A 24,264-nucleotide genomic window follows, 5' to 3' on the forward strand; every position below is an offset into this window, starting at 1 on the left:
CTATGGAGCCCATTTTCACTCTGGTGATCGAGGATGACGAACGGATAGGATCCATTCTGGCCGAGCTGGTCTCCTCCACTCCCGGATTTTCCCTGCTGGGTCGGGCCGAGAGCCTGACCCAGGCCGATCTCATGATGCGCGCGGCCCAGCCACAACTGCTGTTGGTGGACATCTCGCTGCCTGACGGCTCAGGCCTGGAGTGGGTGAACCGGCTGCGCAGCCACAACCGCGAAGCCTACGTCATCATGGTGACCGCCTCCTGCGACGTGGAGACCATCCAGCAGGCCCTCAATCAGGGGGTGCAGGATTACATCATCAAACCGCTGCGGCTGTTTCGCATCCAGCAGAGCCTGGACGAGATCCTCACTCTGCACCGGCGCATCTGCGAGCGCGGTTCCCTCGAGCAGAGCGACCTGGACCGCTTGATGGGCAAGGTGAGACCCCAGGGGCGCGAGGTGCGCGACACCCCCAAGGGGATCGACGCCATCACCCTGCGCCAGGTGCTGGAGCTGCTGGCGGGTGAGCCGGACAGCGCCTTCTCCACCGACACGGTGGCGCTGCGCTTGTCCCTCAGCCGCACCACGGCGCGCCGCTATCTGGAGTATCTGGAGTCTGAGGACCGGGTGGACGTGGATCTCAACTACGGTCAGCGTGGCCGGCCCGAGCGCCGCTACCACTGGCGGCGGGGCAGTTGAGCAGCTGGCCGCACGCAGATCCATGCCAACAAAAGAGGGAGCCTGAGCTCCCTTTTTTGTGTCTGTTGTTGGTGTAAAAACCGGTACGGCAGGCCGCTCAGGCCTCTTCCAGCAGGGCCGGGCGGGCCTTCGGCTTGAACTGGGAGAGCATGACCCCCGCCAGAATGAGACCACCCCCCAGCAGGTGATAGCCGTGAATGGGCTCCCCCAGGCTGATGACGGCGATCAGCGCCGTGCACAGCGGCATCAGGTTCATGAACACCGAGGTACGCTCTGCTCCCATGCAGGCGAGGCCGCGCATCCAGCAGTAGGCGGCGAAGAGCGAGGAGGCGATGCCGGCAAACAGCACCAGTCCCCAGCCTTCGGCGGGCACCGCCAGCGATTCGGCGCAGAGGGCGACCGGGATCAGCAGCAGCACGGCCAGCAGGATCTGTATGTAGAGGTTGAGCCAGGGGCCGAATGGAAGTTGCCAGCGGCGGATCAGCAGGCCATAGAGGGCGTAGCTGGTTGCCCCCAGCAACATCATGCCATCACCCGGATTGATACCACCATGCAGCAGTGCCAGCGGTTGACCCTGACCTAGCAGCCAAAGTACCCCAAACAGCGAGATACTCATGCCGAGCAGCGCCTGTTTGCCCGGCCGCTGGCCAAAGAACAGTGCGCTAGTCAACAAGGTGAGCAGAGGCACTAAAGAGCCTATGACCCCCATGTTGGTGGCCGAGGTGGTGTGGGCGGCGTAGTAGGCGAGGCACTGATAAAGCACCATGCCGAGCAGGGATAGCACCAGCAGCCTGCCGAGCAAGGGACGGATCTCGCCACGGCGACGCCACAGCTGCGGCAGGCAGAAGGGGGTCAGTGCCAGGGCGGCGATCACCCAGCGGTAAAATGAGATGGCGGCGGGATCCACCACCCCAGCGGCGGCCTTGGCCACCACGGTATTGGTGGCCCAGATCAGCACGGCGAGCAGCGGAAACATCAGTGGGTAGAAGAGTCGCATTACAGGCTCCTAATTATCGAGATGGCCAGTCTACCCTTGTCTTTCTGTTATCAAGTAACGTAAAACTGACAGATGATCCCGCATAAAGGACAACTTATGCCATACCTCCCCTATCTGGACCAGGATGCCAAGCTGGCTGCGCCCAATCCGCTCTATCTACGTTATCAGCAGATCCAGGCGGACAGTGCCAGTGCGCCTCACAGCCACCCCTGGGGCCAGCTCAGCCTGATCAGTCTGGGGGTGATGGAGATAGTGCTTGACGATCACCGGCTGGTGGCGCCGGCTGATTACCTCATCTGGGTGCCGGCGGATCTGGAGCACGCCTCCTACAACCAGCAGGCCCTCGACTACACCTCCATCTACGTCAATCACGCCCTGGCGGCGCGGCTGCCGGCCGAGCCCAGGCTGCTGCAGATGACTCCGCTGATCCGCGCCATCCTGGCCGATTTTTGCGATCGCAAGCTGGGCCATATGGAGGATGAGTGGGACGTACGCCAGGCCGAGCTGCTGGTGGAGAAGCTGACCCGCACCCGCTGCCAGGACAGCTACCTGCCCATGAGCCAGGACAAGCTGCTGGCCCCCATGCTGGCGGCACTGCACAGCGACCCTGCCGACCCGCGCACCCTGGCCCAGTGGGCCGAGCAGCTGCACACCACCGAGCGCACCCTGGCCAGGCGCTGCGTGCGGGAATTGGGCATGAATTTCGGCCAGTGGCGGGCCCGGCTCAAGCTGCTCAAGGCGCTGGCCTGGCTCAAGGGGGAATTGCCGGTGCAGGAGATTGGCTGGCGGCTCGGTTACGGCTCCACCTCGGCCTTCATCGCCATGTTCAACCGGGAGCTGGGCTGCTCGCCCCAGCGCTATCGCCAGCAACTGGGCATCGGCGCCGGGCAGGCGGCGCTCTAGCTGCGACCACTCTAAGCAATGAAAAGGGCGCCCGCAGGCGCCCTTGTTGATCACCGGATGGGCTTAGAAGAAGCCGAGCGGGTTGATGTCGTGGCTCACCAGCAGGTTCTTGGTGTTCTGATAGTGGTCCAGCATCATCTTGTGGGTCTCGCGGCCGATCCCTGACTTCTTGTAGCCGCCAAAGGCCGCGTGCGCCGGGTAGGCGTGGTAGCAGTTGACCCAGACCCGGCCGGCCTGGATACCGCGTCCCATGCGCCAGGCCAGGTTGCTGTCGCGGGTCCACAGGCCCGCTCCCAGCCCGTACTGGGTGTCGTTGGCAATCGCCAGTGCATCCGCCTCGTCCTTGAAGGTGGTGACCCCGAGCGCCGGCCCGAAGATCTCCTCCTGGAACACCCGCATCTTGTTCTGGCCCGAGAAGATGGTGGGCTGGATGTAGAAGCCCCCCTCCAGCCCGCTCACCCTGGCCGGGCCGCCGCCGATCAGCATCTTGGCCCCTTCGCCGCGGCCGATCTCCATGTAGCTCAGGATCTTGTCGAACTGCTCGCGCGACGCCTGGGCACCGACCTGGGTGGCGGTGTCGAGGGGGTTGCCCTGCACGATAGTGCGGGCGCGGGCCAGCACCTTGTCCATGAAGTCGTCATAGATGCTGGCCTGCACCAGGGCGCGGGAGGGGCAGGTGCACACCTCGCCCTGGTTGAAGAAGGTCATCAGCATCCCTTCCACCGCCTTGTCGATGTAGCTGCTCTCGTGCTGCATCACGTCGGCGAAGTAGATGTTGGGGGACTTGCCGCCCAGCTCCACGGTAGAGGGGATCAGCTTGTCGGCGGCGCAGCGCAGTATATGGGCGCCCACCTCGGTGGAGCCGGTGAAGGCGAGCTTCTGGATCCGGTTGCTGGTGGCGAGCGCCTGGCCCGCCTCGGCGCCGAAGCCGTTGACCACGTTGACCACCCCGGCAGGCAGGATGTCCTTGATGAGATCCATCATCAGCATGATGGTGACCGGGGTCTGCTCGGCGGGCTTGAGCACGCTGCAGCAGCCGGCCGCCAGCACCGGGGCCAGCTTCCAGGCCGCCATCAGCAGCGGGAAGTTCCACGGGATGATCTGGCCGACTACCCCGATGGGCTCCTTGAAGTGGTAGCTGACGGTGTTCTGATCCAGCTCGGCGGCCGAGCCCTCCTGGGCGCGGATACAGCCGGCGAAGTAGCGGAAGTGATCCACCACCAGTGGCAGGTCGGCGGCCAGGGTTTCGCGCACCGCCTTGCCGTTCTCCCAGGTTTCGGCGATGGCGAGCACCTCGATGTTCTGTTCGATGCGATCGGCGATGCGCAGCAGCAGGTTGCTGCGCTCGGTGACGCTGGTCTTGCTCCAGCTGGCGAACGCCTTGTGGGCTGCGTCCAGCGCCAGCTCGATGTCGGCGGCGTCGGAGCGGGCCACTTCGCAGAACACCTTGCCGTCCACCGGCGAGATGTTTTCAAAGTAGCGGCCGGCGCGCGGCGCCACCCACTCACCACCGATGAAGTTGTCGTAACGGGACTTGAAGCTGACCAGGGCACCTGCCTGACCGGGAGCGGTATAAATCATCTCATCATCCTTTATGTGTGTGGTCCTGACCGAGCTGGCGGGCAACCCGGTTGCTGCTGTGTATCGCAAGGGGCGTGCCAGAGGGTCTGACCAGCACAGCAAAAGTTACAAAAACGTTATCAAACGGGATGTGGCAGCGTATCTTGGTTAACCAATAACCAGGGCGAAGGTGAGGAAACTGTGCCGATTCTGGACAGTGACCGTGACAGTCGTGCCGTTTGTGAACAGGAGGCGTGATGAGCGAATTATCTCAATCCAGTGCCAGCCCGATCGAGCGTTCCTGGCAGCGCTGCCTGAATCAGGGGCTGAGCCGCCGGCAGAGCGCCGAGCTGGACTTGCTGCCCCAGGGGGAGCTGTCGGCCCGTCAGGAGCAGCACAGGGTGCTGATCGCCAGCTTCCAGCGCTTCGTGTTGCCGCTGTTTGGCCAGTTGCTGGCAGGGCGCCCCTGTCGGTTGCTGCTGTGCGATGGCGAAGGCGCCATCCTGGCCGCCAGCGGTGACGACGGCTTCGCTCGCCACGCCGAGCGCATTTTTTTGCGCAGCGGCGCCCGCTGGGGGGAGGCGAGCAAGGGCACCAACGCCATCGGCACCGCGCTGGCCGAGCAGAGCGAGGTGCAGGTGCTCGGCAATCAGCACTTCTTCGCCCAGCACAGCTTTCTCAGCTGCAGCGCCTGCCCGCTGCTCGGGCCGGACGGGCAACTGCTCGGGGTGCTCGACATCTCCACCGACGCGGCCCATCACGATGGCGACATGCTGGGCACGGTGCGGCTGTTGGCCATGACCCTGGAAAACGCGCTGCTGGCGCGCCAGCCGGGCTGGCTGGTGGATCTCGAGCCCCAGAGTCTCTGGTCCGCCCGTCTGCTGCTGGGGGAGGAGGGCGAGCTGCTCGGGGCCAACCGGGCCGGTCGGCTCTGGCTCGGCCAGCACCCCTTCGACGGCAAGCAACTGCTGCGGGATCGGCGTGGCTTGCGGCTGGTGCCGGAGGCTCATCCCGTGGCGACCCTGCCCGGCCTGCCGGCCGATACCGGCGGCTCGCACGGCCGGCAGGTGCCGCTCAAGATGCTGGAGCGCGGCATCTCGCTGCTCATCGAGGGGGAGACCGGCAGCGGCAAGGAGCATCTGGTGCGCGAATTGCACGGGCAGTCGAGCCGGCGGGCGCAACCGCTGGTGTGCGTCAACTGCGGCGCCCTGCCGGCGGAGCTGGTGGAGGCCGAGCTGTTTGGCTATGTCGGCGGGGCCTTCAGCGGTGCTCGCAGCCAGGGCAGCCAGGGCTATCTGCGCGCCGCCCACGGCGGCATCCTGATGCTGGACGAGATCGGCGAGCTGCCGCTGCTGGCCCAGACCCGGTTGCTGCGGGTGCTGCAGGAGCGCGCCGTCACCCCGGTCGGCAGCCACAGACCCGAGGCGGTGGATTTCTGGCTGGTCAGCGCCAGCCATCGGGATCTGGCGGCCATGGTGGCGGCCGGGACGTTCAGGGAAGATCTCTACTACCGGATCTGCGGCTGGCGTCAGCAACTGGCGCCGCTGCGGGCCTGGCCGGCCCGCGAGCGGCAGGCGCTGATCTCGCGCCTGCTCGCCGAGATGGATCCCGCCCTGCGCCTGACCGATGAGGCCGAGGGACAGTTGCTGGCCCACCCGCTGCCCGGCAACGTGCGCCAGCTCAAGCAGGCGCTGGAAGTGGCCTGCGTATTGGCGGAGGGGCAGGGCTGGATTGAGCCTGCCCACCTGCATCTGCCGACCGTGGCGGTGGCACCGGCCGCCACCATGGCGGTGGCGGGCAGTACATTGCGCGAGCAGAACCGGCAACGGGTGCAGCAGACTCTGACAGAGTGCGATGGCAACGTGAGCGAGGCGGCGCGCCGGCTCGGCATCAGCCGCACTACCCTCTATCGGGCGCTGCGGGAGGCAGGCTGAGGGGTTTGTTGCCTGAGCTTTTTCGTGGTTAAGATGGGTCCACAAGAGACCCTTTGATGATTCTTTTGCATGGCATGGAGTGCTTTATGACGCGTACCCGATTTGATTGGCAAGACCCCTTCTTTCTCGATGGCCAGCTCGGCGAAGAGGAGCGGCTCATCCGCGACGCCGCCCGCGATTACTGCCAGGCACGGCTGATGCCCAGGGTGCTGGAGGCGAACCGCCGCGAGCAGTTTGACCGCACCATCATGAACGAGCTGGGGGAGCTGGGGCTGCTCGGCGCCACCCTGCCGGAGCAGTACGGCTGCGCCGGGGTCAATCACGTGGCCTACGGCCTCATCGCCCGGGAGGTGGAGCGGGTCGACAGTGGCTACCGCTCGGCCATGAGCGTGCAGTCGTCCCTGGTGATGCACCCGATCCACGCCTATGGCGACGAGGCCCAGCGCCAGCGCTGGCTGCCGGGGCTGGCCCGGGGCGAACTGGTGGGCTGCTTCGGCCTTACCGAGCCGGACGCGGGCTCCGACCCTGGCTCCATGAAGAGCCGTGCCGAGCGGGTCGACGGCGGCTATCTGCTGACCGGCAACAAGATGTGGATCACCAACTCCCCCATCGCCGATCTGTTCGTGGTGTGGGCCAAGCTGGATGGCGAGATCACCGGCTTCGTGCTGGAGAAGGGGATGGCCGGGCTCTCTGCCCCCAAGATCGAGGGCAAGTTCTCCCTGCGCGCCTCCATCACCGGCGAGATAGTGATGGAGCGGGTCTTCGTGCCAGAAGCGAACCGGCTGGCGGGGGTGAGCGGCCTCAAGGGGCCGTTCGGCTGCCTCAACAAGGCGCGCTACGGCATCGCCTGGGGGGCGCTCGGCGCCGCCGAGTTCTGCTGGCACGCCGCCCGCCAGTACGGGCTGGATCGCCAGCAGTTCGGCCGCCCGCTGGCCGCCACCCAGCTGTTTCAGCTCAAGCTGGCCAACATGCAGACCGAGATTGCCCTCGGCCTGCAGGGCTGCCTGCAGGCCGGGCGCCTGATGGACGAAGGGCGCTGCCCGGTGGAGCTGGTGTCGCTCATCAAGCGCAACAGCTGTGGCAAGGCGCTGGAGATAGCCCGCGTCGCCCGCGATATGCACGGCGGTAACGGTATCAGCGACGAGTTTCACGTCATTCGTCACGTGATGAACCTGGAGGCGGTCAACACCTACGAGGGGACCCACGACATCCACGCCCTGATCCTGGGGCGGGCCCAGACCGACCTGCAGGCATTTGAGTGATGGGGCCCCTTGCCGGCGTGCGCGTGCTGGATCTCAGCCGCGTGCTGGCCGGCCCCTGGGCCAGCCAGCTGCTTGCCGATCTCGGCGCCGACGTGGTCAAGGTGGAGGCCCCCGGGCGCGGTGACGACACCCGCCACTGGGGCCCGCCCGAGCTGGTGGCGGGGGAGGCGGCCTACTTTCATGCCGCCAACCGGGGCAAGCGCTCCATCGCCCTCGATCTGGCCCGTGATCGCGAGACCCTGCTGGCCCTGGTGGAGCGGGCCGACGTGGTGATCGAGAATTTCAAGGTAGGGGGGCTGGCGCGCTATGGCCTCGATTACCCGAGCCTCAAGGCCCGCCGCCCAGCGCTCATCTACTGCTCCATCACCGGTTTTGGCCAGGACGGTCCCTGGGCCCAGCGACCCGGTTACGATCTGCTGATCCAGGGGCTGGGCGGCTTGATGAGCATCACCGGCCAGCCGGACGAGGCCCCCGGCGGCGGGCCGGTCAAGGTGGGGGTGGCGCTTGTCGACATCCTCACCGGCCTCTACGCCACCATCGGCATCCAGGCGGCTCTGCGCCACCGGGAGCGGACCGGGGAGGGGCAGCAGATCGATCTGGCCCTGCTCGACGTGTCGGTGGCGGTGCTGGCCAACCAGGCGATGAACTATCTCGCCACCGGTCAGGCGCCCGGACGCCTTGGCAACGGCCACCCCAATATCGTCCCCTACGACGTCTACCCCACCCGGGATGGCCATCTGATCCTCGCGGTGGGCAACGACGGCCAGTTTGCCGCGTTGGCGGCCCTGCTGGGGGAACCCGGCTGGGCGCAGGACCCGGACTTTGCCAGCAACAGCGCCCGGGTGCGCCAGCGCCACCGGCTCAATGCCTTGATTGCCGAGCGGCTGCTGGCGCGCAGCAGCGCCGAGTGGAGTGCCATGCTGGAGGCGGCCGGGGTGCCGGGCGGCCCCATCCTCACCCTGGATGCCCTGTTCGCCCTCGAGCAGGGGGCGGTGCGTGGCTGGGTGCAGCAGGTGCAGCGCGGCGAGCAACCCTTGCCCACCCTGGCCAATCCGCTGCATCTGTCGGCCACCCCGGTGCGCTACGGGCGCGCCTCGCCGGCGCTGGACGGGGACCGGGATAGCGTGCTGCGCGACTGGCTCGGGCAGGGCTGAACCGATTGCTTTAGACGGGATGCACCCGTCTTCTGCCCTTTGTCCTCTCATCTGCCCCGGTGCTGGAGCCCGGGGCCGTCCCCCGTTATGATGCGCCCCGTCCATTCATCTGTTGAGGAACTTCCCATGGCACAACACATTGGCGCCCTGGCCCTGCTGGTGGCCGATTACGATGCGGCCATCACCTTCTTTACCCAGGGACTGGGGTTCGAGCTGCTGGAAGACACGCCCCTCGACGAGCCGGGCAAACCGGGCAAGCGCTGGGTGCGGGTTGCCCCCAAGGGGGCCCCGGGTTCCGCCCTGTTGCTGGCGCGTGCCGCCACTCCGGAGCAGCGGGCCGCCATCGGCCAGCAGGGGGGCGGCCGGGTGTTCCTGTTCCTCGAGACCGACGACTTCTGGGGCGATTACCAGCGCATGCAGGCGTACGGTGTCCACTTTTGTGAACAGCCGCGTATCGAGGCTTACGGCACCGTAGTGGTGTTCGAGGACATCAGTGGCAACCGCTGGGATCTGCTGCAACTCGCTGCTGCCAACTGAATCTGAAAACGTTTATCATCCCGCCTGTCATAAAGTCATAAAAGTGTCACAGAAAGTTCTAATAATTGGCGCACCCATCTTCACAGAGGAGAGAGAAGGGATATGGCTAAGCGAATTCTGGTGGTCGAGGACGAAGCACCGATCCGCGAAATGCTCTGCTTCGTGCTCGAGCAGAAGGGATATGAAACAGTAGAAGCTGAAGATTTTGCCGACGGATTGGCGAAGGTGCGCGAACCCTACCCCGAACTCATCGTGCTGGACTGGATGATGCCGGGCGGCAGCGGCATCCAGTTCATCAAGCAGCTCAAGCAGGATGAGGTGACCCGCCAGATCCCGGTGGTGATGCTGACCGCTCGCGGCGAGGAAGAGGACAAGGTGCGCGGGCTGGAGGCGGGGGCCGATGACTACATCACCAAGCCGTTCTCGCCCAAGGAGCTCACCGCCCGTCTGCATGCGGTGATGCGCCGCGTCTCTCCCACCTCGGTGGACGAGGTGATCGAGGTGCAGGGGCTCAAGCTGGACCCCGTTTCCCACCGGGTCAGCGCCGAGGAGAAGGCGCTCGACATGGGGCCGACCGAATTCAAGCTGCTGCACTTCTTCATGACTCACCCGGAGCGGGTCTACAGCCGCGAGCAGCTGCTCAACAATGTCTGGGGTACCAATGTGTACGTCGAGGACAGAACCGTGGATGTGCACATCCGTCGCCTGCGCAAGGCCATTGAAGAGACGGGGCACGATCGCTTGATCCAGACGGTGCGCGGCGCAGGCTATCGCTTCTCAACCCGTCTGTAGAGGAAGTTATGTTGCAACCTTATGCCTGGCGGCGCCAGTTGTGGCGAATGGCGTTCTTCTATGCGCCCTTCGCCTTGGTCGGCTGGTTGACGAATACCCTCGCCCTCTGCCTGCTGGCGGCCACCGTGCTGCACCTGGGCTGGCACTATCGCTTCCAGAAGCGGCTGTCGGACTGGCTGTGGCACGATCGCAGCCTGGTGCCCCCCAACGGCAGCGGCAGTTGGGAGTACATCTTCAACGGCATCTACAAGTTGCAGCAGCGCCACCGGGCCCGCCGCCGCGAGCTGGCGGGGCTGATCCGCCGCTTTCGGGAAGGGGCGGAGGCTCTGCCCGATGCGGCCGTGGTGTTTCGCACCGACGGCAGCATCCTCTGGTGCAACCGGCTGGCCGAGCAGCTGCTCGGTTTTCGCTGGCCGGAAGATGCCGGCCAGCACATCGGCAACCTCATTCGCAATCCCGCCTTCGGCGCCTACCTCGGCAAGGGGCAGTATGATGAACCGTTCGAGATGACCTCGCCCATCAACGAGGAGAAGTTTCTCGAGTTTCGCATCATGCCCTACGCCGAGGATCAGGCCATGCTGGTGGTGCGGGACGTGACCCGGCTGCGCAGCCTGGAGAAGACCCGCAAGCACTTCGTCTCCAACGTCTCCCACGAGCTGCGCACACCGCTGACCGTGCTCAAGGGCTATCTGGAGATGACCGAGGAACCGCCGCCGCCCGCCATGTGGGCCAAGGCGCACAAGGTGATGATGGAGCAGACCATCCGGATGGACAATCTGGTCAATCAGCTGCTCACCCTGTCGCGCATCGAGGCGGCGCCGACCGTGGATCTCTCCCACCTGGTGGACATGCCCGCCATGCTGGGGCTGCTGGAGCAGGAGGCGCGGGCGCTCTCCGGCGAGCGGGCCCACCAGATCGAGTTCATGGTGCAGCCCAATCTGTTGGTGCGCGGCGATCAGGATCAGTTGCGCAGCGCCGTCTCCAACCTGGTCTACAACGCCATCCACTACACCCCGGCGGGGCGCAAGATCACGGTGGAGTGGCGCAAGCAGGGGGCGATGGCGCTGTTTGCGGTGCAGGACGAGGGGGAGGGGATCCCGCCCGAGCACCTGGCGCGGCTCACCGAGCGCTTCTATCGGGTCGACAAGGCCCGCTCCCGTCACACCGGCGGCTCGGGGCTGGGGCTTGCCATCGTCAAGCATGCCTTGAGTCACCACGACTGCCAGCTCGACATCGAGAGCCGGGTCGGCCTCGGCAGCCGCTTCAGCTTTCTCATCCCCGGCCGCATGGTGGTGGTGAAATAGTCTTTTCCGGCAAGGGGTTGGCATCAAAAGAGGGCGGCGATGGCGGCCCTTTTTTCATTTGTTAAACAAGCCCGCCATGTCATTAAAGTGTCACATTAAATCCATAAATTTGTCACTGCCAGGTCAGATACTGGCGCCGTCTTGAGAACGGACCTGTCGCCGGTTTGGCGCAGGGAGAGCACGAAACGCGACCAGCCGATCGCAGTGCTCGGGATGTGACCACTTTCGGCCTCAGATTGACGCTTGCCTTCTGCCACCACAGGACTGGAGGAAGAGGGCAGGAAATGACACTCAGCGCATCGTCCGGCGTGGCCGGCGGTGAGCCAAGTTAACCCGTGTTTTGATGGACTGCGTTCTGCAACCTTGGAGAGATTGGATGAAACTCAACAAACTGGCTGGTGTAATCGGATTCACCGCAGCTACCCTGTTTTCCGTCAGCACCCTGGCTGCCGGTGTGGATAAAAACCTGCCGGATTACACTCCGACCAGCGGCATCTCGGGCAACCTGTCCTCTGTCGGCTCGGATACTCTGGCCAACATGATGACCCTGTGGGCCGAAGAATTTAAGCGCATGTACCCCAACGTCAACGTGCAGATCCAGGCCGCCGGTTCCTCCACCGCGCCGACCGCACTGACCGAAGGCGTTGCCCAGTTCGGCCCCATGAGCCGCGCCATGAAATCCGGCGAGGAAGAGGCCTTCGAGAAGCGCTACGGCTACAAGCCGACCGCCATCCGCGTCGCGGTCGATGCCCTGGCGGTGTTCGTCAACAAGGACAACCCCATCAAGGGGCTGACCATGCCGCAACTGGATGCCATCTTCTCCAGCACCCTCAAGTGCGGCGAAGCCAAGGCCGCAACCAAGTGGGCTGATCTGGGTCTGGACGGCAACTGGTCCTCCAAGGATCTGCAACTGTTCGGTCGCAACTCGGTGTCCGGTACCTACGGTTACTTCAAGGAACACGCCCTGTGCAACGGTGACTTCAAGAGCGGCGTGAACGAGCAGCCGGGTTCTGCCTCCGTGGTGCAGTCGGTTTCCTCCTCCCTGAACGGCATCGGCTACTCCGGCATCGGTTACGTCACCTCCGGCGTGCGCGCCGTACCGCTCTCCAAGGATGGCAAGACCTTCATCGAGGCGACCTCTGACAACGCCATCACCGGCAAGTATCCGCTGTCGCGCTTCCTGTACGTTTACGTGAACAAGCACCCGAACAAGCCGCTCTCTCCGATGGAGCAAGAGTTCCTGAAGATGGTGCTCTCCAAGGCGGGCCAGAACATCGTTGCCAAAGATGGCTACGTACCGGTACCGGCCAAGGTGGTCGAAGCCGACCTGAAGAAACTGGGCATCATGTAAGCCGGTTTCCTTTGCCAGACGGGCCCTGCGGGGCCCGTTTTGTTTTTTGGCCGCCGCATGATGGCGGTATGTGACCGCTTTCGCCAGACCGGGTGATTTGTCGACTTGCACCGGACGCCCGCATTTCCGAAAATAGGGCATCTTTATGGTGAAGGACACCTCCATGACATCTCCCCTGTTCAAGCTTGGCCTGGCGGCACTCTGTTCCACCCTGCTCGCCAGCTGTGCCCAGTCTCCCACCGGCCGCAGCCAGATGCTGCTGTTCTCGCCCCAGCAGATGAGCAAGCTGGGGGCCGACTCCTTCGAAGAGATGAAGAAGCAGGAGAAGGTGAGCACGGATGCGAAGATGAACGCCTATGTCTCCTGCGTCGCCAAGGCGGTGACCGCCCAGGTGCCGAGCCAGTACGGCATCACCAGCTGGGAAGTGGTGGTGTTTGACTCCAAGCAGGTCAACGCCTTCGCCCTGCCCGGCGGCAAGATCGGGGTCTACAGCGGCCTGCTCAAGGTGGCCAAGAACCAGGATCAGCTCGCCACCGTCATCGGCCACGAGCTGACCCACGTGCTGGCCCAGCACTCCAACGAGCGGCTCTCCCGCAGCCAGCTGACCGGCCTTGGGCTGGCGGCGGCCGACATCGCCATGGGCAGCAGCGAATACCGCGGTGCCACCATGGCAGCGCTGGGGCTCGGGGTGGAGGTCGGCGTCATGCTGCCCTATGGCCGCGAGCAGGAGAGCGAGGCGGACCGGCTGGGTCTGGATCTGATGGCCCGCGCCGGTTTCAATCCGGCCGAAGCCATTCCCCTGTGGCAGAACATGAGCGCCGCCGCGGGTGGCAATGCGCCGCCCCAGCTGCTCTCCACCCACCCCAGCAACGAGAACCGGATCGCCGAGCTGCAGGCCCAACAGGCTGAAGCCGTGCCGCTCTACGAGCAGGCCCGCGCCTCCGGGCTGGTACCCCAATGCAAGGCATAAGCCTGCGCATGGCGCGGCCCGATGACGCCGCCGCCATGACGGTGATGCAGCGGGCCAGCTGGCTCGCCGCATACGGCGGCGTGCTCGGTGCCGACATGCTGGCCCAGCTGGCGGTGACCGAGCATCTGCAGATCTGGCAGCGCCGGCTGGCGGAGACAGGCCCCAGGCCCATGCTGCTGTGCCAGGACGAGGTGGTCATCGGCCTGCTCTACTGGCAGCCGGAGACGACGGGGGAGTACCCCACCGCCTGGATCCGCGCCTTTTACCTGCACCCCGACCACTGGCGCCAGGGCCACGGCAAGCGGCTGTGGCAGGCGGTGGCGATGCAGATGCGACGCGCCGGCTGCGAAGGCGTCAGATTGTGGCTGCTCGATGGCAACCACATCGGCGAGGGGTTCTACTTGCGCCGCGGCTTCATGTTCGACGGTCAGGAGCGCACCCTGATGAGCCTCGGCCAGCCCTGCCTGCAGCGACAAATGTTTCGTTTGCTTTGATCTCTCTCCCGTTTTTCGCCTCCGGTCACTTTATTTTTTTTGCGAATTAATACAATGTCCCCCTCTGGACAGGCTGAGGTGAGGCGACTCATCGACAAGGGAGTGTGGCATGTATTACGGCTTTGATATTGGTGGCACCAAGATAGCGTTCGCTGTGTATGACGGCGCCTTGAATCTCTGTCACGAGGAGCGCATGAGCACTCCCGGCAATGATTATGAAGGGCTGCAGCAGCTGATCCGCGCGCGGGTCGAACAGGCGGATGCCCGTTTCGGCGCCCGTGGTGCGGTGGGCATCGGCTTTCCCGGCATTCTCAACCGGCACGACCACAGCATAGTGGCGGCCAATCTGCCCTCCATCAATGGCCGCCACCTGGGCGCCGATCTGGCTGAACTGCTGGCGCGTCCGGTCAAGGTGGACAACGATGCCAACTGCTTCCTCTGGTCCGAGGTACATCAGGGGGCGGCGGCGGGAGCCGACAGCGCCCTCGGCGTCACCATCGGCACCGGTATCGGTGGCGCCGTCTATCTGGCGGGCAAGCTCATCCAGGGCCGCAACTGGCTGGCGGGGGAGATAGGTCACTACCCGCTGCCGGCCACCATGCTGATGAAGTACCCCGACCTGCCTCGTCCCCGTTGCGGCTGCGGCCGTCTGGTCTGTTTTGAAACCTATGCCTCCGGCACCGGGCTGGAGCGGCTCTACCACCACTTCCACGGCCAGCGTGCCAGCGGCCACCAGATAGTGGGGCGCTTCGAGGCGCACGAACCCCATGCGGTGGCCACGGTCGACTGCTGGCTCGAAATCATGGCCGCCGGGCTGGCCACCGCCATCTCGGTGGTCGACCCCGACGTGGTGGTGCTGGGGGGCGGCCTGAGCGGCCTGCCCGCGCTCTACGAACAGCTGCCGCTGCGCCTGCCTGGCCATCTGCTGCCCGGGGTTGCCCTGCCCGAGATCCGCGAGGCCCGCTTCGGCGGCGCCGGCGGGGTGCGCGGGGCCGCCTTGCTCAATTTATGAGATCAGATCCGGGGTCTGATCTCCCCAATAAAGGAGTCCATCATGACCTCTCTTGAAATCTGTATCGACAATCTGGAATCCCTGTTTACCGCCCAGGAGGCTGGCGCGAATCGCATCGAGCTCTGCTCTGCGCTGGGGCTGGGCGGCCTGACTCCCTCCTATGGCTTCATGCAGCTGGCGGCGCGCCATGCCACCGTTCCCGTCTACGCCATGATCCGGCCCCGGGCCGGCGACTTCTGTTTTGGTGACGGGGAGTTCGAGATGATGCTGCAGGACATCGCGGCGGCCCGCGCCGCCGGCCTGCAAGGGGTGGTGGTCGGCCTGCTGGACGAGCAGGGACGGGTGCCTGCCGCCAAACTCACCCAGCTGGTGGAGGCGGCAGGGCCCCTCGGCGTTACCTTCCACCGCGCCATCGACCTCTCCTCCGACTGGCGCCTCGACTTGGAGACCATAGTTGCCGCCGGCTGCGAGCGCATTCTGAGCTCGGGCCACGCGCCGACCGCGCTGGCGGGGCTGGAGACTCTGCAGGCGATGCAGCAGGCGCTGGCGGGGCGGGCCAGCCTGATGCCGGGTGCCGGGGTCAATGCCGACAACGTGCTCACCATAGTGGAGTTCACCGGGGTGAACGAGGTGCACATGTCCGGCATGGGCTGGCGCGGCGGCATGGTGCCCCATGGCGTCAACATGGGCACCTCGGACGATGGCCGGGTCAATATCACCGACGGCGCCAAGGTGGCGGCGGTTCGGGCTCTGCTGGACAGGGCCTGATACGGGCCGTGCGGCGGCATGGTGTCTCGTCATGGGGCGTCAACATGGGCACCTCGGACGACGGCCGGGTCAATATCACCGACGGCGCCAAGGTGGCGGCGGTGCGGGCTCTGCTGGACAGGGCCTGATACCGGCTCGGCGAAGGAGATAATCCTACGAAACAGAAGGACGCCGCATGTCGGCGCCCTTCTGCCAGCTTGTGTGAACTCTCTCCCACGGTGGGGGAAATCAGGCGCCAGGCCGGCAGCACCCGGCGCAAAAGTCTGATATTATCCCGTCTCTTTTTACCCTCAGGACCCGGAGCAACTTCTCAATGTCCCAATACGACTCTATCGAACAGAAGGCCAGCTATGGCATCGGCCGCAACATGGGTGATCAACTGGCGCAGCAAGCCTTCGCCGGTCTGGATATCCCGGCCCTGCAGCAAGGTCTGGCAGATGCCCTGAATGGTCTGGAGTTCGCGGTCAGCCGTGACGATATCAACGATGCCTTCCAGGTCATCACCGCCCGCATGCAGGAAGAGCAGGAAGCCGTCGCCAAGGCTGCCGCCGCCGAAGGCGAAGCCTTCCTGGCGGACAACGCCAAGCGCGCCGAAGTGAAGACCACCGAGTCCGGTCTGCAGTACGAAGTGCTGGTGGAAGGCAACGGTGCCGTACCGGTAGCCGGTCAGTCCGTCCGTGTGCACTACCACGGTACCTTCACCCACGGTGGCGTGTTCGACAGCTCCGTCGCCCGCGGCCAGCCGGCCGAATTCCCGGTCACTGGCGTGATCGCCGGCTGGGTAGAAGCGCTGCAACTGATGCCGGTTGGCTCCAAGTGGAAGCTCTACATTCCGCAGGATCTGGCCTACGGCGCACGCGGTGCCGGTTCCATCCCGCCGTACTCCGCCCTGGTATTCGAAGTGGAGCTGCTGGACATCCTGTGATCCGGCTGGCTTGATTGATACAGACGGCGGCCCTCGGGTCGCCGTCTGTTTTTTTGCGCCACGCGCGGCGGGGCATGGGCAGCGCCTGCGCTTTTGGATATAGTCATGGCTCCTGCTGGGAGAGCGCCCATGGCTGCCATCATTGAAGTCGTCGATCTCGTCAAGCACTTCCCCGGCGTGAAAGCGGTGGACGGGCTCAGCTTTGCCATTCCCGCTGGCAGCTGTTTCGGCCTGCTCGGCCCGAACGGGGCGGGCAAGACCACCACCATCGAACTGCTGGAGGGGATCCTCACCCCGGACAGCGGCCAGATCCTGTTCCACGGTGCCCCGCGCGGCCCCGACTACCGCTCCCGCATCGGCATCCAGTTCCAACACACGGCGCTGCAGGATTTCCTGACGGTGCGCGATACCCTGCGACTGTTTGCCAGCCTCTACCCGGCCCCCTTGCCCCAGGCCCAGCTCATCGAGCTGTGCGCCTTGGGGGAATTTATCGATCGGGACAGCCGCAAGCTTTCCGGCGGTCAGCGGCAACGGCTGCTGCTGGCGCTGGCCCTGCTCGGCGACCCTGAGCTGCTGTTTCTGGACGAGCCCACCACGGGGCTCGATCCCCAGGCCCGCCACCACTTCTGGCAGCGCATCGAGGCGATCAAGGCGCAGGGCAAGACGGTGGTGCTCACCACCCACTACATGGACGAGGCCCAGCAGCTGTGCGATCAGATTGCCATCGTCGATCACGGCCATCTGCTCAGCCTGGATACCCCGGTCGCCCTGCTGGCCCAGCATTTTGACGGTGTGCTGGTGCGCCTTGCGGCTCACCCGGCCCTCGCCAGTCTCGGCTATCCCCTGCGCCCGCTGGGCGAGCAGGTGGAGCTGAGCTGCCCTGACGTGGCGGACTTGCTGCCACGGCTGCTGAGCCTGGGCGTGCCGCTGACCAGCATGCAGGTGCGCTCCCCCAATCTGGAGGATCTCTTCCTCCATCTGACCGGCCACAGCCTGCGGAGCGGCGCATGAAGGCTGCCCCGTGGCACCCCGCAGCGGCGCCTACCGGCATGTCACCCCAGCCTGCCAGCCCAAGGAGCACCAGATGACGGGATCCCTCAAGCGCATCGGCGCGCTCTTCTATGCCCGCAACCTGGAGTTCGTGCGGGATCGGGCCGCGCTGATCTGGAACCTGGCCTTTCCGCTGCTGTTGGTGCTGGGGTTCACCCTCATCTTCTCCGGCCCGCCCAAGCCGCTGGTGCAGATGGGGGTGGTGGGGGAGCAGCCCGCGACCTATGCCCCGCTGCGCGCCGTGCCGCTGCTCAAGATCATCCCCTATGACGAAGAGGAGAAGGGCCGGCTCAAGGTGCGCCACCATCAGCTGGATCTGCTGCTCTCGCCCGGCACGGGCCGTTACTGGATCAACCCGGACGCCCCCCAGGGAGCCATGGCCGAGTACCTGCTGCGCCAGGCCGTGCCGGTGCAGCTGGTGCGGGAGACCCTGAGCGGGCAGGCCATTCGCTACGGTGACTGGCTGCTGCCCGGGGTGATCGGCATGAACCTGATGTTCTCCGGCCTGTTCGGGGTGGGCTTCGTCATCGTCCGCTACCGCAAGAACGGGGTGCTCAAGCGGCTGCGGGCCACCCCGCTCTCGGCCGCCGAGTTTCTCTGCGCCCAGCTGTTGTCGCGCATTCTGATCACCCTGGTGGTGAGCCTGCTGGTATTTTTAGTGGCTTACTTCTTGCTCGGGGTGCCGCTGCTGGGCTCGGGCTGGCTGCTGCTGTTGATCGCCCTGCTGGGCGGGGCGTCCATGGCGTCCCTCGGCCTGCTGGTGGCGGCCCGCATCCAGAACGAGGAACTGGCGAGCGGGCTGCTCAACGTCATCAGCATGCCGATGATGTTTCTCTCCGGTGTCTGGTTCTCGCTGGAAGGGGCCCCCGCCTGGCTGCAGCAGCTGGCGGCCTGGCTGCCGCTCAGCCAGATCATCGCGGCGGCCCGCGCCGTCATGCTGGAAGGGGCAGGCTGGGCCGAGGTGGCGGCGCCACTGGGCTGGGTCCTGCTGTTTACGCTCTGCTGCATCACCCTGGGCAGTGCCCTGTTCAAATGGAGTCACCGATGAAGTCACTACCGCTGGTTGGCGGGGCCCTGCTGGCCCTGCTGTTGAGTCTGCCGGCCAGTGCCGGCGCCATGCGCTGCAAGAATGCGCTGATCACCGAAGGGGACAGCACCGCCGAGATGCTGCTCAAATGCGGCGAACCCATGCTGCGCGAGGAGCTGACCCGCAACGAGGAGAATCAATTCGGCAACCTGATGCAGGTGAAGTATGGGGAGCGCTGGACCTACAACTTCGGCAAGAACGAGTTCATGCGCTTCGTCACCGTGCGAAACGGGGTGATCACCGATATCGAAAACGGCCCGCGCGGCGAGTAGCCGGCGGGCAAAGACGTGCATGAACGCAGACTACAAAACAGAAAGGACTATGGAAGTTACCCCAACAGCAGGGTGGTGTGACGCAGGCCGCGAACCTCCAGATTGATCTGCCTGGCCAGACTCAGGGTCTGACGGCAGGTCAGGCTCTCCAGATTGATCTCGCCGCCGCTGAACTCGAACCGCCCGTGGGCCTCCACCATGAAGCTGCCGTGATGGAAGCTCTTGATGTAGCGGGCAATCTGGCGGGGAGACAAGTTCTTGAACACCTTCATCACAAAACACCTGTTGCGTGGACAGGGCACACTATGGCGTTGCCAGGTGACACGGATGTGACAGTTTGTGGAGGTTTGTATGAATCCGGTTTGTCCTCCACCCGCATTGGCCGTCCATCTGGGGCGGGAGTGAAAAAAGGCTGCCATGACAAGCCGTTACCCCGATATACTGCGGGCAGTTTAACGCCATGAACAAGAAGGGTCTGCGTGTGGAATGGGTGGATGTGGTGGATGGAAACAATCAGGTGGTCGGGGTTGCCGAGCGTGCCAAGGTGCGGCGGGAGAACCTCTGCCACCGCGCCAGCTATATCTTGGTGCTCGACGAGGCTGACCGCATCCTGGTGCAGCGCCGCACCCTCAGCAAGGACTTCTGCCCCGGCATGCTGGATGCCTGCGCCGGTGGCGTGGTCACCACGGGCGAGCAGATGAAGCCCTCCGCCCGCCGCGAGCTGGCCGAGGAGCTGGGGATCCGCGATGTGCCGCTGCAGGCATTCGGTGACTTCTATGCCGAAGGGGAGGGGTATCGGGTCTGGGGCGGTCTCTTCAGTTGCCGCTATCAGGGGCCGTTGCAACTGCAGGCCGAAGAGGTGAGCGAGGTGTGCTGGATGAGCCAGGCGGAGATCGCCGCGCGGGCCGCCGAATTTACCCCCGACTCCCTGCTCGCCATCGCCACCTGGCAGGCACGGCGCTGACGCGCACCCTGCAAACAAAACGGGCAGCCACTGGCTGCCCGTTTTGTTTCGGGGCGGGGGATGTTAGATCAGCCTGAGTCGGCGGTTGGTGCGCCCGCACGGACTGGCACCGGCGAGCCAATGGCCCTGCCACTCGGTCACCAGACGCAGCAGCGGGTATTCCAGATCGAGCCGGGTTACCACCAGCTGACCGACGCCATCACCGATGACCGGCTCGCCGCTGGCCAGATCGATGATCTCGATGAGGCAGCTTTCGTTGACGATGAAGCCCTGGCCGGGCTGGCTCTCATAGGCGATCACCCCCGCATCCTGCAGCAACAGGCAGTTGAGCGCCCGGATGCCGTGCACCGCCTGCAGCGGCCGGGTATCGGGGTGGGAGGATTCGCACAGCAGGGCGCAGCGCAGGCTGTCGCTCGGCACGTTGGCCCGTTCCGCCGCCTCCAGCAGATCCAGCAGCACCGCCAGCGGCCCGACGAACCCGGTCGGCTCATAGCGCTGCAGTGCCTCCAGCTGGCGCCCGGTATCGTGGGGGCCGCAGGGCACCACGGGTGCACCCAGCTGGCGGGCGCCGTTGTCGAAGATGAAGGCGGTGGGGCTGATGTGGTAGTCGTGGCCGTTGAGCAATACCTCCCCGGCCTTGAAACCGGCGGCGAACAGGGCGCGCGCCGCCCCCCACCAGTCGGCGCCGGCGTACTCGGGAATGGCCAGCTGGCCCGGACAGGCGAAGACCCGCAGCGCCTGACTGGCGGGGCGGCCGGTGAGGCCGGCAAAGGGCGGGTGAGCCTGTTGGGCGGCGAACAGTTCGCTGGCGTTGAGCAGGGGCAGGCTGGTCAGCTCGCCCAGATCCTGCAGGCGACGCTGGCGGTAGGCACTGGAATAACCGGCGCAATACTGGCCGACATGGGTAAGCAGGTGATTGAGTTGATCCAGTTGTTGCTGCTCTCGCAAGGCGGAGGGGCGAATTTCCAGTCCATCGTAATAGTGCTGCATGAGGCCTCCTTGGTCGGCTGATCCTGCTCAAGGTTAGTCCAAAAGGCGAACGGGATCGGGGTCTGTGTCACATGGCGGGAGTGGGGTAGACTGGAGCCCCTGCCATCCAGTTGAGGACGAGAGATCATGATAGCGATTGGCCAAGCCCTGCCTGCGGGCGAATTCACCTTCATCACCGCCGAGGGCAAGCAGCAGCGGGATAGCCAAAGCCTGTTTGGCGGCAAGCGGGTGGTGCTGTTTGCGGTGCCCGGTGCCTTTACCCCCACCTGTTCCAACGCCCACCTGCCCGGCTATGTGGTGCTGGCGGACAAGTTCAAGGAGAAGGGGGTCGATGCCATCTGCTGTCTGTCGGTCAACGACGCCTTCGTGATGAAGGCGTGGCAGGATGCCCAGAACGCCGAGGCCATCACCATGCTGGCCGACGGCGATGGCAGCTGGACCCGGGCACTGGGTCTGGCCAAGGAGACCGGGGCCTTTGGTGGCGTGCGTGCCCAGCGCTTTGCCCTCATCGCCAACGATGGCGTGGTCGAGCAGCTGTTTGTGGAGGCCCCCGGCAAGTTCGAGGTGTCGGATGCCCAGAGCCTGCTGGCGGCGCTGTAAAATATCAATCGTCGTTTGATTTTTCCTTGAAATGGAAAGTCGGCTCGCTACACTGGGCCCACTTCTGCAAAGAGCCGGGCCATCGCCTGGCTCTTGCGTTTGCTGGCGATGGAATGGAGATGTTATGACCCTGGCTTTTGTTGCCCTGATTGCCGGACTGGCGCTGCTGGTCTGGAGTGCGGACAAGTTTGTCGATGGCGCCGCCGCCACCGCCCGTTACGCCGGCATGCCGCCGCTGCTGATCGGCATGGTGATCATCGGCTTTGGCACCTCGGCCCCCGAGATGGTGGTCTCCGCGCTGGCGGCCTCCCAGGGCAACCCCGGCCTCGCGCTCGGCAACGCCTATGGCTCCAACATCACCAATATCGCCCTGATCCTGGGACTGACCGCCCTGATCAGCCCCATCGCCGTGGCCTCCCAGGTGGTGCGCAAGGAGATCCCCATCCTGCTCGGCATCACCCTGCTCTCCGGCGCTCTGCTGCTGGACGGTCATCTGGACCGCACGGACGCCGTCATCCTCGGCGTGGTGTTCGTTGGCCTGATGGGCTGGTCGATCCGGGCCGGCATGCGCGGCAAGGGGGATGCGCTGGATGCGGAAACCGAGGAGAGCATCGACAGCGAGGGGATGTCTCTCAAGGCGGCCATCGGCTGGCTCATCGTCGGGCTGGTGCTGCTGATTGCGGCCTCCCGCCTGCTGGTGTGGGGGGCGGTGACCATCGCCCAGGCGCTCGGCATCAGCGATCTGGTGATTGGCCTCACCATAGTCGCTATCGGCACCTCGCTGCCGGAGCTCGCCTCATCCCTCATCGCCATTCGCAAGAACGAGCACGATCTGGCCCTTGGCAACGTGCTCGGCTCCAACCTGTTCAACACCCTGGCGGTGGTGGGGATCGCGGCGGGGATCCACCCGCTCGACGTGGCACCGGAAGTGCTCTCCCGCGACTGGAGCGTGATGATGGGGCTGACCCTGTTGCTGCTGGTGATGTGCCTGGGCCGCAAGGGGCAGGGGCGGATCAACCGGCTGGAGGGGGGCCTGCTGCTCGCCTGCTTCGTGGGCTACACCGGCTGGTTGCTGGCCAGCCAGTTTATCTAGCCGTTTGAGCTGGATGAAACGAAAGAGGGGAAGCCGCGGCTTCCCCTCTTTGCATTCTGTTGATGGCTCTTAAGCGACTGCCACCAGCTTTTGCCCTTTCTGGCTGCTGTCCAGAATGAGGATGCTCGCCTTGGGGAAGAAGTTGAAGGTGGAGGCCGAGGCCCAGGTGTAGGCTCCCATCACCCGGCCCACCACCAGCTCGCCGATGGCCAGATCCGGCAGCATGATGCCGTCACGGATCACGTCCACGCTGTCGCAGGTAGGGCCGGAGAGCACCGAGTTGTGCAGCTCGCCGCGAGCCAGCGGGGTGCTCACCGGGTAGGTGACGTGATCGTAGAGCTGGCCGTTGTAGCTGCCGTAGAGACCGTCATCCAGGTAGTACCAGATCTTGTCGCCGCGATGAGCCTTGCCCATCACGCTGGAGACCGAGGTCATGGCCGGCGCGCTGATGAAGCGGCCCGGCTCGGCAATCTTCTGCACCGTGGCCGGCAGCTTGGCCAGCGCCTCGCGGATCGGCGCGCAGAAGCCGTCGATGTCGAACTCGCCGCCCTCATAATCCACCGGGAAGCCGCCGCCGATATCCAGTACCCAGGGCTTGAGACCGAGTTCCCAGGCCTGCTCCATGATCTCGCGGCAGGCATCGATGGCCTGCACGTGGCGACGGGCGTGGGGCACCTGGGAACCGACGTGGAACGACAGCCCCATCACCTTGATCCCCTTGGCGTGGGCCAGTTGCAGCAGCGGCAGCGCCTGCTCCGGGGTGCAGCCGAACTTCTTGGAGAGATCGACCTTGGTCTCGGGGTTGGGGAAGCTGACTCGCAGCAGCAGTTTCACTTCATCCTTGTAGGGAATGAACTTCTCCAGCTCCAGCGGGTTGTCGTAGACAAACACGGTGCAGCCGTACTCCAGCGCATAGCGGATGTCGCTGTCGCGCTTGATGGGATGGGTATGAATGCAGCGTCCCGGGCGGACACCCTGACTGCGCACCAGATCCACTTCGCCATTGGTGGCCAGATCGAAACAGGCCCCCTCTTCCTTCAAGACAGAGACCACTGCCTCGTGGGGCAGGGGTTTGAGTGCATAGTGCAATCGTACATCGGGCAGGGCGGCCGCCAGGGCCCGATACTGTTTGCGGACGGCTGCCTTGTCGAGCAGCAGCAGGGGGGAGCCGAACTGTTCAACCAGCTGACGGTAATCTTGTGCTACCAGGGTCTCGTTCATTCTCTTTTGGTCATCCTTAGGGGGCGTGATATGCCCAAGCCATATGGGGTTGAACCGGCGACGGCCGGCTCAGGCGAGCGGTCCGGAGGGACCAACCAGGCACATTGCATAACTCCATTGCAAAGTGCTTAGTTATGCGCGGGATTATCGGCTTATTGCGTTTGCGTGCAACCCTTTTGATTGGATATGTCGGCAAGTTTTTCTGGTCGAGACGAAATATCATCTTGATATGGCGGCCGTATCGGCTAGTGAAGCTGGGCCATCTGCGATAAGTGGGAATAACTTATTGATAGTTAACGAACAAATAACAGATGGTTCGGTGCGAAAAA

Annotated in this window: 26 protein-coding genes; 21 read left to right on the top strand and 5 right to left on the bottom strand. The window is 64.8% G+C overall.

Translation table 11 applies throughout. The annotated features are described in order from the left end of the window. The first annotated feature begins 2 nt into the window (after nt 1–2). Nucleotides 3–695, top strand: coding sequence for a response regulator (locus AHA_RS06270; protein ID WP_011705161.1), 693 nt, complete (start codon nt 3–5; stop codon nt 693–695). A gap of 97 nt (nt 696–792) precedes the next feature. Here AHA_RS06270 and AHA_RS06275 read toward each other — a convergent pair whose 3' ends face one another. Continuing rightward, nucleotides 793–1,692, bottom strand: a complete 900-nt coding sequence (locus tag AHA_RS06275) for a DMT family transporter (RefSeq protein WP_011705162.1) — start codon at nt 1,690–1,692, stop codon at nt 793–795. Between the two features lie 96 nt (nt 1,693–1,788). On the opposite strand from AHA_RS06275, the gene AHA_RS06280 reads away from it, so the two are divergent. Then, nucleotides 1,789–2,595, top strand: coding sequence for an AraC family transcriptional regulator (locus AHA_RS06280; RefSeq protein ID WP_011705163.1), 807 nt, complete (start codon nt 1,789–1,791; stop codon nt 2,593–2,595). A 63-nt stretch (nt 2,596–2,658) separates the two neighbouring features. Here the strand turns inward: AHA_RS06280 and exaC are convergent, their stop codons facing one another. Continuing rightward, nucleotides 2,659–4,176, bottom strand: coding sequence for an acetaldehyde dehydrogenase ExaC (gene exaC / locus AHA_RS06285; protein ID WP_077392350.1), 1,518 nt, complete (start codon nt 4,174–4,176; stop codon nt 2,659–2,661). A gap of 236 nt (nt 4,177–4,412) precedes the next feature. Here exaC and AHA_RS06290 point away from each other — a divergent pair, with 236 nt between their 5' ends. The 16 genes from AHA_RS06290 to AHA_RS06365 all read left to right on the top strand — a co-directional run bounded on the left by AHA_RS06290 (nt 4,413) and on the right by AHA_RS06365 (nt 19,067). Then, nucleotides 4,413–6,089, top strand: a complete 1,677-nt coding sequence (locus AHA_RS06290; protein WP_011705165.1) for a sigma-54-dependent Fis family transcriptional regulator — start codon at nt 4,413–4,415, stop codon at nt 6,087–6,089. An 86-nt stretch (nt 6,090–6,175) separates the two neighbouring features. Further along, on the top strand, nt 6,176–7,351 hold the full coding sequence (locus AHA_RS06295) for an acyl-CoA dehydrogenase (protein ID WP_011705166.1): 1,176 nt from the start codon (nt 6,176–6,178) through the stop codon (nt 7,349–7,351). Then, complete coding sequence (locus AHA_RS06300; protein ID WP_011705167.1) at nt 7,351–8,505, top strand: CaiB/BaiF CoA transferase family protein; 1,155 nt, start codon at nt 7,351–7,353, stop codon at nt 8,503–8,505. The genes AHA_RS06295 and AHA_RS06300 overlap by 1 nt, the downstream gene beginning before the upstream one ends. Before the next feature lie 126 nt (nt 8,506–8,631). Then, on the top strand, nt 8,632–9,042 hold the full coding sequence (locus tag AHA_RS06305; protein ID WP_164927575.1) for a VOC family protein: 411 nt from the start codon (nt 8,632–8,634) through the stop codon (nt 9,040–9,042). 102 nt (nt 9,043–9,144) lie between these two features. After that, nucleotides 9,145–9,834, top strand: coding sequence for a phosphate regulon transcriptional regulator PhoB (gene phoB, locus AHA_RS06310; RefSeq protein WP_005298527.1), 690 nt, complete (start codon nt 9,145–9,147; stop codon nt 9,832–9,834). 8 nt (nt 9,835–9,842) lie between these two features. Then, a complete protein-coding gene (gene phoR / locus AHA_RS06315; protein WP_011705169.1) occupies nt 9,843–11,138 on the top strand; it encodes a phosphate regulon sensor histidine kinase PhoR in 1,296 nt (431 codons plus the stop codon). Nucleotides 11,139–11,514: 376 nt separating this feature from the next. Continuing rightward, nucleotides 11,515–12,489, top strand: a complete 975-nt coding sequence (locus tag AHA_RS06320; RefSeq protein WP_011705170.1) for a PstS family phosphate ABC transporter substrate-binding protein — start codon at nt 11,515–11,517, stop codon at nt 12,487–12,489. 163 nt (nt 12,490–12,652) lie between these two features. After that, nucleotides 12,653–13,459, top strand: coding sequence for a M48 family metallopeptidase (locus tag AHA_RS06325; protein ID WP_011705171.1), 807 nt, complete (start codon nt 12,653–12,655; stop codon nt 13,457–13,459). Continuing rightward, entirely contained in the window at nt 13,447–13,953 is a 507-nt protein-coding gene (locus AHA_RS06330; protein WP_011705172.1) for a GNAT family N-acetyltransferase, read from the top strand. The genes AHA_RS06325 and AHA_RS06330 overlap by 13 nt, the downstream gene beginning before the upstream one ends. 109 nt (nt 13,954–14,062) lie before the next feature. Then, on the top strand, nt 14,063–14,965 hold the full coding sequence (locus AHA_RS06335) for an ROK family protein (RefSeq protein ID WP_011705173.1): 903 nt from the start codon (nt 14,063–14,065) through the stop codon (nt 14,963–14,965). Between the two features lie 42 nt (nt 14,966–15,007). Then, entirely contained in the window at nt 15,008–15,733 is a 726-nt protein-coding gene (locus tag AHA_RS06340) for a copper homeostasis protein CutC (protein ID WP_011705174.1), read from the top strand. 8 nt (nt 15,734–15,741) lie between these two features. After that, nucleotides 15,742–15,861, top strand: a complete 120-nt coding sequence (locus AHA_RS06345; RefSeq protein ID WP_011705175.1) for a hypothetical protein — start codon at nt 15,742–15,744, stop codon at nt 15,859–15,861. Nucleotides 15,862–16,046: 185 nt separating this feature from the next. Beyond that, nucleotides 16,047–16,658, top strand: a complete 612-nt coding sequence (locus AHA_RS06350) for an FKBP-type peptidyl-prolyl cis-trans isomerase (RefSeq protein WP_005298548.1) — start codon at nt 16,047–16,049, stop codon at nt 16,656–16,658. A gap of 129 nt (nt 16,659–16,787) precedes the next feature. After that, a complete protein-coding gene (locus AHA_RS06355) occupies nt 16,788–17,669 on the top strand; it encodes an ABC transporter ATP-binding protein (RefSeq protein WP_011705176.1) in 882 nt (293 codons plus the stop codon). A 73-nt stretch (nt 17,670–17,742) separates the two neighbouring features. Next, nucleotides 17,743–18,756 carry an ABC transporter permease gene (locus tag AHA_RS06360; RefSeq protein WP_011705177.1) on the top strand — a complete coding sequence of 338 codons (1,014 nt, stop codon included), beginning with the start codon at nt 17,743–17,745 and terminating at the stop codon, nt 18,754–18,756. Further along, nucleotides 18,741–19,067 (top strand): DUF2845 domain-containing protein, encoded by a 327-nt coding sequence (locus tag AHA_RS06365; protein WP_029303666.1) that lies wholly within the window; start codon nt 18,741–18,743, stop codon nt 19,065–19,067. Before AHA_RS06360 ends, AHA_RS06365 begins: the two co-directional genes overlap by 16 nt. 56 nt (nt 19,068–19,123) lie before the next feature. On the opposite strand, the gene AHA_RS06370 is transcribed toward AHA_RS06365, so the two are convergent. After that, entirely contained in the window at nt 19,124–19,339 is a 216-nt protein-coding gene (locus tag AHA_RS06370; protein ID WP_016349931.1) for a DUF1107 domain-containing protein, read from the bottom strand. 188 nt (nt 19,340–19,527) lie between these two features. On the opposite strand from AHA_RS06370, the gene yfcD reads away from it, so the two are divergent. After that, complete coding sequence (gene yfcD, locus AHA_RS06375; protein ID WP_011705180.1) at nt 19,528–20,031, top strand: NUDIX hydrolase YfcD; 504 nt, start codon at nt 19,528–19,530, stop codon at nt 20,029–20,031. A gap of 63 nt (nt 20,032–20,094) precedes the next feature. Here the strand turns inward: yfcD and AHA_RS06380 are convergent, their stop codons facing one another. After that, nucleotides 20,095–21,021, bottom strand: coding sequence for a phenylacetate--CoA ligase family protein (locus AHA_RS06380; protein ID WP_011705181.1), 927 nt, complete (start codon nt 21,019–21,021; stop codon nt 20,095–20,097). A 126-nt stretch (nt 21,022–21,147) separates the two neighbouring features. Here AHA_RS06380 and AHA_RS06385 point away from each other — a divergent pair, with 126 nt between their 5' ends. Beyond that, nucleotides 21,148–21,621 (top strand): peroxiredoxin, encoded by a 474-nt coding sequence (locus AHA_RS06385; RefSeq protein WP_011705182.1) that lies wholly within the window; start codon nt 21,148–21,150, stop codon nt 21,619–21,621. Nucleotides 21,622–21,745: 124 nt separating this feature from the next. Beyond that, nucleotides 21,746–22,714 (top strand): calcium/sodium antiporter, encoded by a 969-nt coding sequence (locus AHA_RS06390; RefSeq protein ID WP_011705183.1) that lies wholly within the window; start codon nt 21,746–21,748, stop codon nt 22,712–22,714. A gap of 69 nt (nt 22,715–22,783) precedes the next feature. On the opposite strand, the gene AHA_RS06395 is transcribed toward AHA_RS06390, so the two are convergent. After that, on the bottom strand, nt 22,784–23,935 hold the full coding sequence (locus AHA_RS06395; RefSeq protein ID WP_011705184.1) for a type III PLP-dependent enzyme: 1,152 nt from the start codon (nt 23,933–23,935) through the stop codon (nt 22,784–22,786). Nucleotides 23,936–24,264 lie beyond the last annotated feature (329 nt).

This window comes from Aeromonas hydrophila subsp. hydrophila ATCC 7966 (genome assembly GCF_000014805.1).
Taxonomy (GTDB): Bacteria; Pseudomonadota; Gammaproteobacteria; order Enterobacterales; family Aeromonadaceae; genus Aeromonas; species Aeromonas hydrophila.

What these genes read in the sequence shown, in the direction of transcription:
- AHA_RS06355 (WP_011705176.1), top strand. Translation starts at nt 16,788, where the DNA reads ATGGCTGCCATCATTGAAGTCGTCGATCTCGTCAAGCACTTCCCCGGC.
- AHA_RS06295 (WP_011705166.1), top strand. Translation starts at nt 6,176, where the DNA reads ATGACGCGTACCCGATTTGATTGGCAAGACCCCTTCTTTCTCGATGGC.
- AHA_RS06395 (WP_011705184.1), bottom strand. Translation starts at nt 23,935, where the DNA reads ATGAACGAGACCCTGGTAGCACAAGATTACCGTCAGCTGGTTGAACAG.
- AHA_RS06360 (WP_011705177.1), top strand. Translation starts at nt 17,743, where the DNA reads ATGACGGGATCCCTCAAGCGCATCGGCGCGCTCTTCTATGCCCGCAAC.
- AHA_RS06270 (WP_011705161.1), top strand. Translation starts at nt 3, where the DNA reads ATGGAGCCCATTTTCACTCTGGTGATCGAGGATGACGAACGGATAGGA.
- AHA_RS06320 (WP_011705170.1), top strand. Translation starts at nt 11,515, where the DNA reads ATGAAACTCAACAAACTGGCTGGTGTAATCGGATTCACCGCAGCTACC.
- AHA_RS06340 (WP_011705174.1), top strand. Translation starts at nt 15,008, where the DNA reads ATGACCTCTCTTGAAATCTGTATCGACAATCTGGAATCCCTGTTTACC.
- AHA_RS06300 (WP_011705167.1), top strand. Translation starts at nt 7,351, where the DNA reads ATGGGGCCCCTTGCCGGCGTGCGCGTGCTGGATCTCAGCCGCGTGCTG.
- phoB (WP_005298527.1), top strand. Translation starts at nt 9,145, where the DNA reads ATGGCTAAGCGAATTCTGGTGGTCGAGGACGAAGCACCGATCCGCGAA.
- exaC (WP_077392350.1), bottom strand. Translation starts at nt 4,176, where the DNA reads ATGATTTATACCGCTCCCGGTCAGGCAGGTGCCCTGGTCAGCTTCAAG.
- AHA_RS06385 (WP_011705182.1), top strand. Translation starts at nt 21,148, where the DNA reads ATGATAGCGATTGGCCAAGCCCTGCCTGCGGGCGAATTCACCTTCATC.
- AHA_RS06325 (WP_011705171.1), top strand. Translation starts at nt 12,653, where the DNA reads ATGACATCTCCCCTGTTCAAGCTTGGCCTGGCGGCACTCTGTTCCACC.
- AHA_RS06305 (WP_164927575.1), top strand. Translation starts at nt 8,632, where the DNA reads ATGGCACAACACATTGGCGCCCTGGCCCTGCTGGTGGCCGATTACGAT.
- AHA_RS06275 (WP_011705162.1), bottom strand. Translation starts at nt 1,692, where the DNA reads ATGCGACTCTTCTACCCACTGATGTTTCCGCTGCTCGCCGTGCTGATC.
- AHA_RS06290 (WP_011705165.1), top strand. Translation starts at nt 4,413, where the DNA reads ATGAGCGAATTATCTCAATCCAGTGCCAGCCCGATCGAGCGTTCCTGG.
- AHA_RS06350 (WP_005298548.1), top strand. Translation starts at nt 16,047, where the DNA reads ATGTCCCAATACGACTCTATCGAACAGAAGGCCAGCTATGGCATCGGC.
- AHA_RS06330 (WP_011705172.1), top strand. Translation starts at nt 13,447, where the DNA reads ATGCAAGGCATAAGCCTGCGCATGGCGCGGCCCGATGACGCCGCCGCC.
- AHA_RS06390 (WP_011705183.1), top strand. Translation starts at nt 21,746, where the DNA reads ATGACCCTGGCTTTTGTTGCCCTGATTGCCGGACTGGCGCTGCTGGTC.
- AHA_RS06370 (WP_016349931.1), bottom strand. Translation starts at nt 19,339, where the DNA reads ATGAAGGTGTTCAAGAACTTGTCTCCCCGCCAGATTGCCCGCTACATC.
- AHA_RS06335 (WP_011705173.1), top strand. Translation starts at nt 14,063, where the DNA reads ATGTATTACGGCTTTGATATTGGTGGCACCAAGATAGCGTTCGCTGTG.
- AHA_RS06380 (WP_011705181.1), bottom strand. Translation starts at nt 21,021, where the DNA reads ATGCAGCACTATTACGATGGACTGGAAATTCGCCCCTCCGCCTTGCGA.
- yfcD (WP_011705180.1), top strand. Translation starts at nt 19,528, where the DNA reads ATGAACAAGAAGGGTCTGCGTGTGGAATGGGTGGATGTGGTGGATGGA.
- phoR (WP_011705169.1), top strand. Translation starts at nt 9,843, where the DNA reads ATGTTGCAACCTTATGCCTGGCGGCGCCAGTTGTGGCGAATGGCGTTC.
- AHA_RS06280 (WP_011705163.1), top strand. Translation starts at nt 1,789, where the DNA reads ATGCCATACCTCCCCTATCTGGACCAGGATGCCAAGCTGGCTGCGCCC.
- AHA_RS06365 (WP_029303666.1), top strand. Translation starts at nt 18,741, where the DNA reads ATGGAGTCACCGATGAAGTCACTACCGCTGGTTGGCGGGGCCCTGCTG.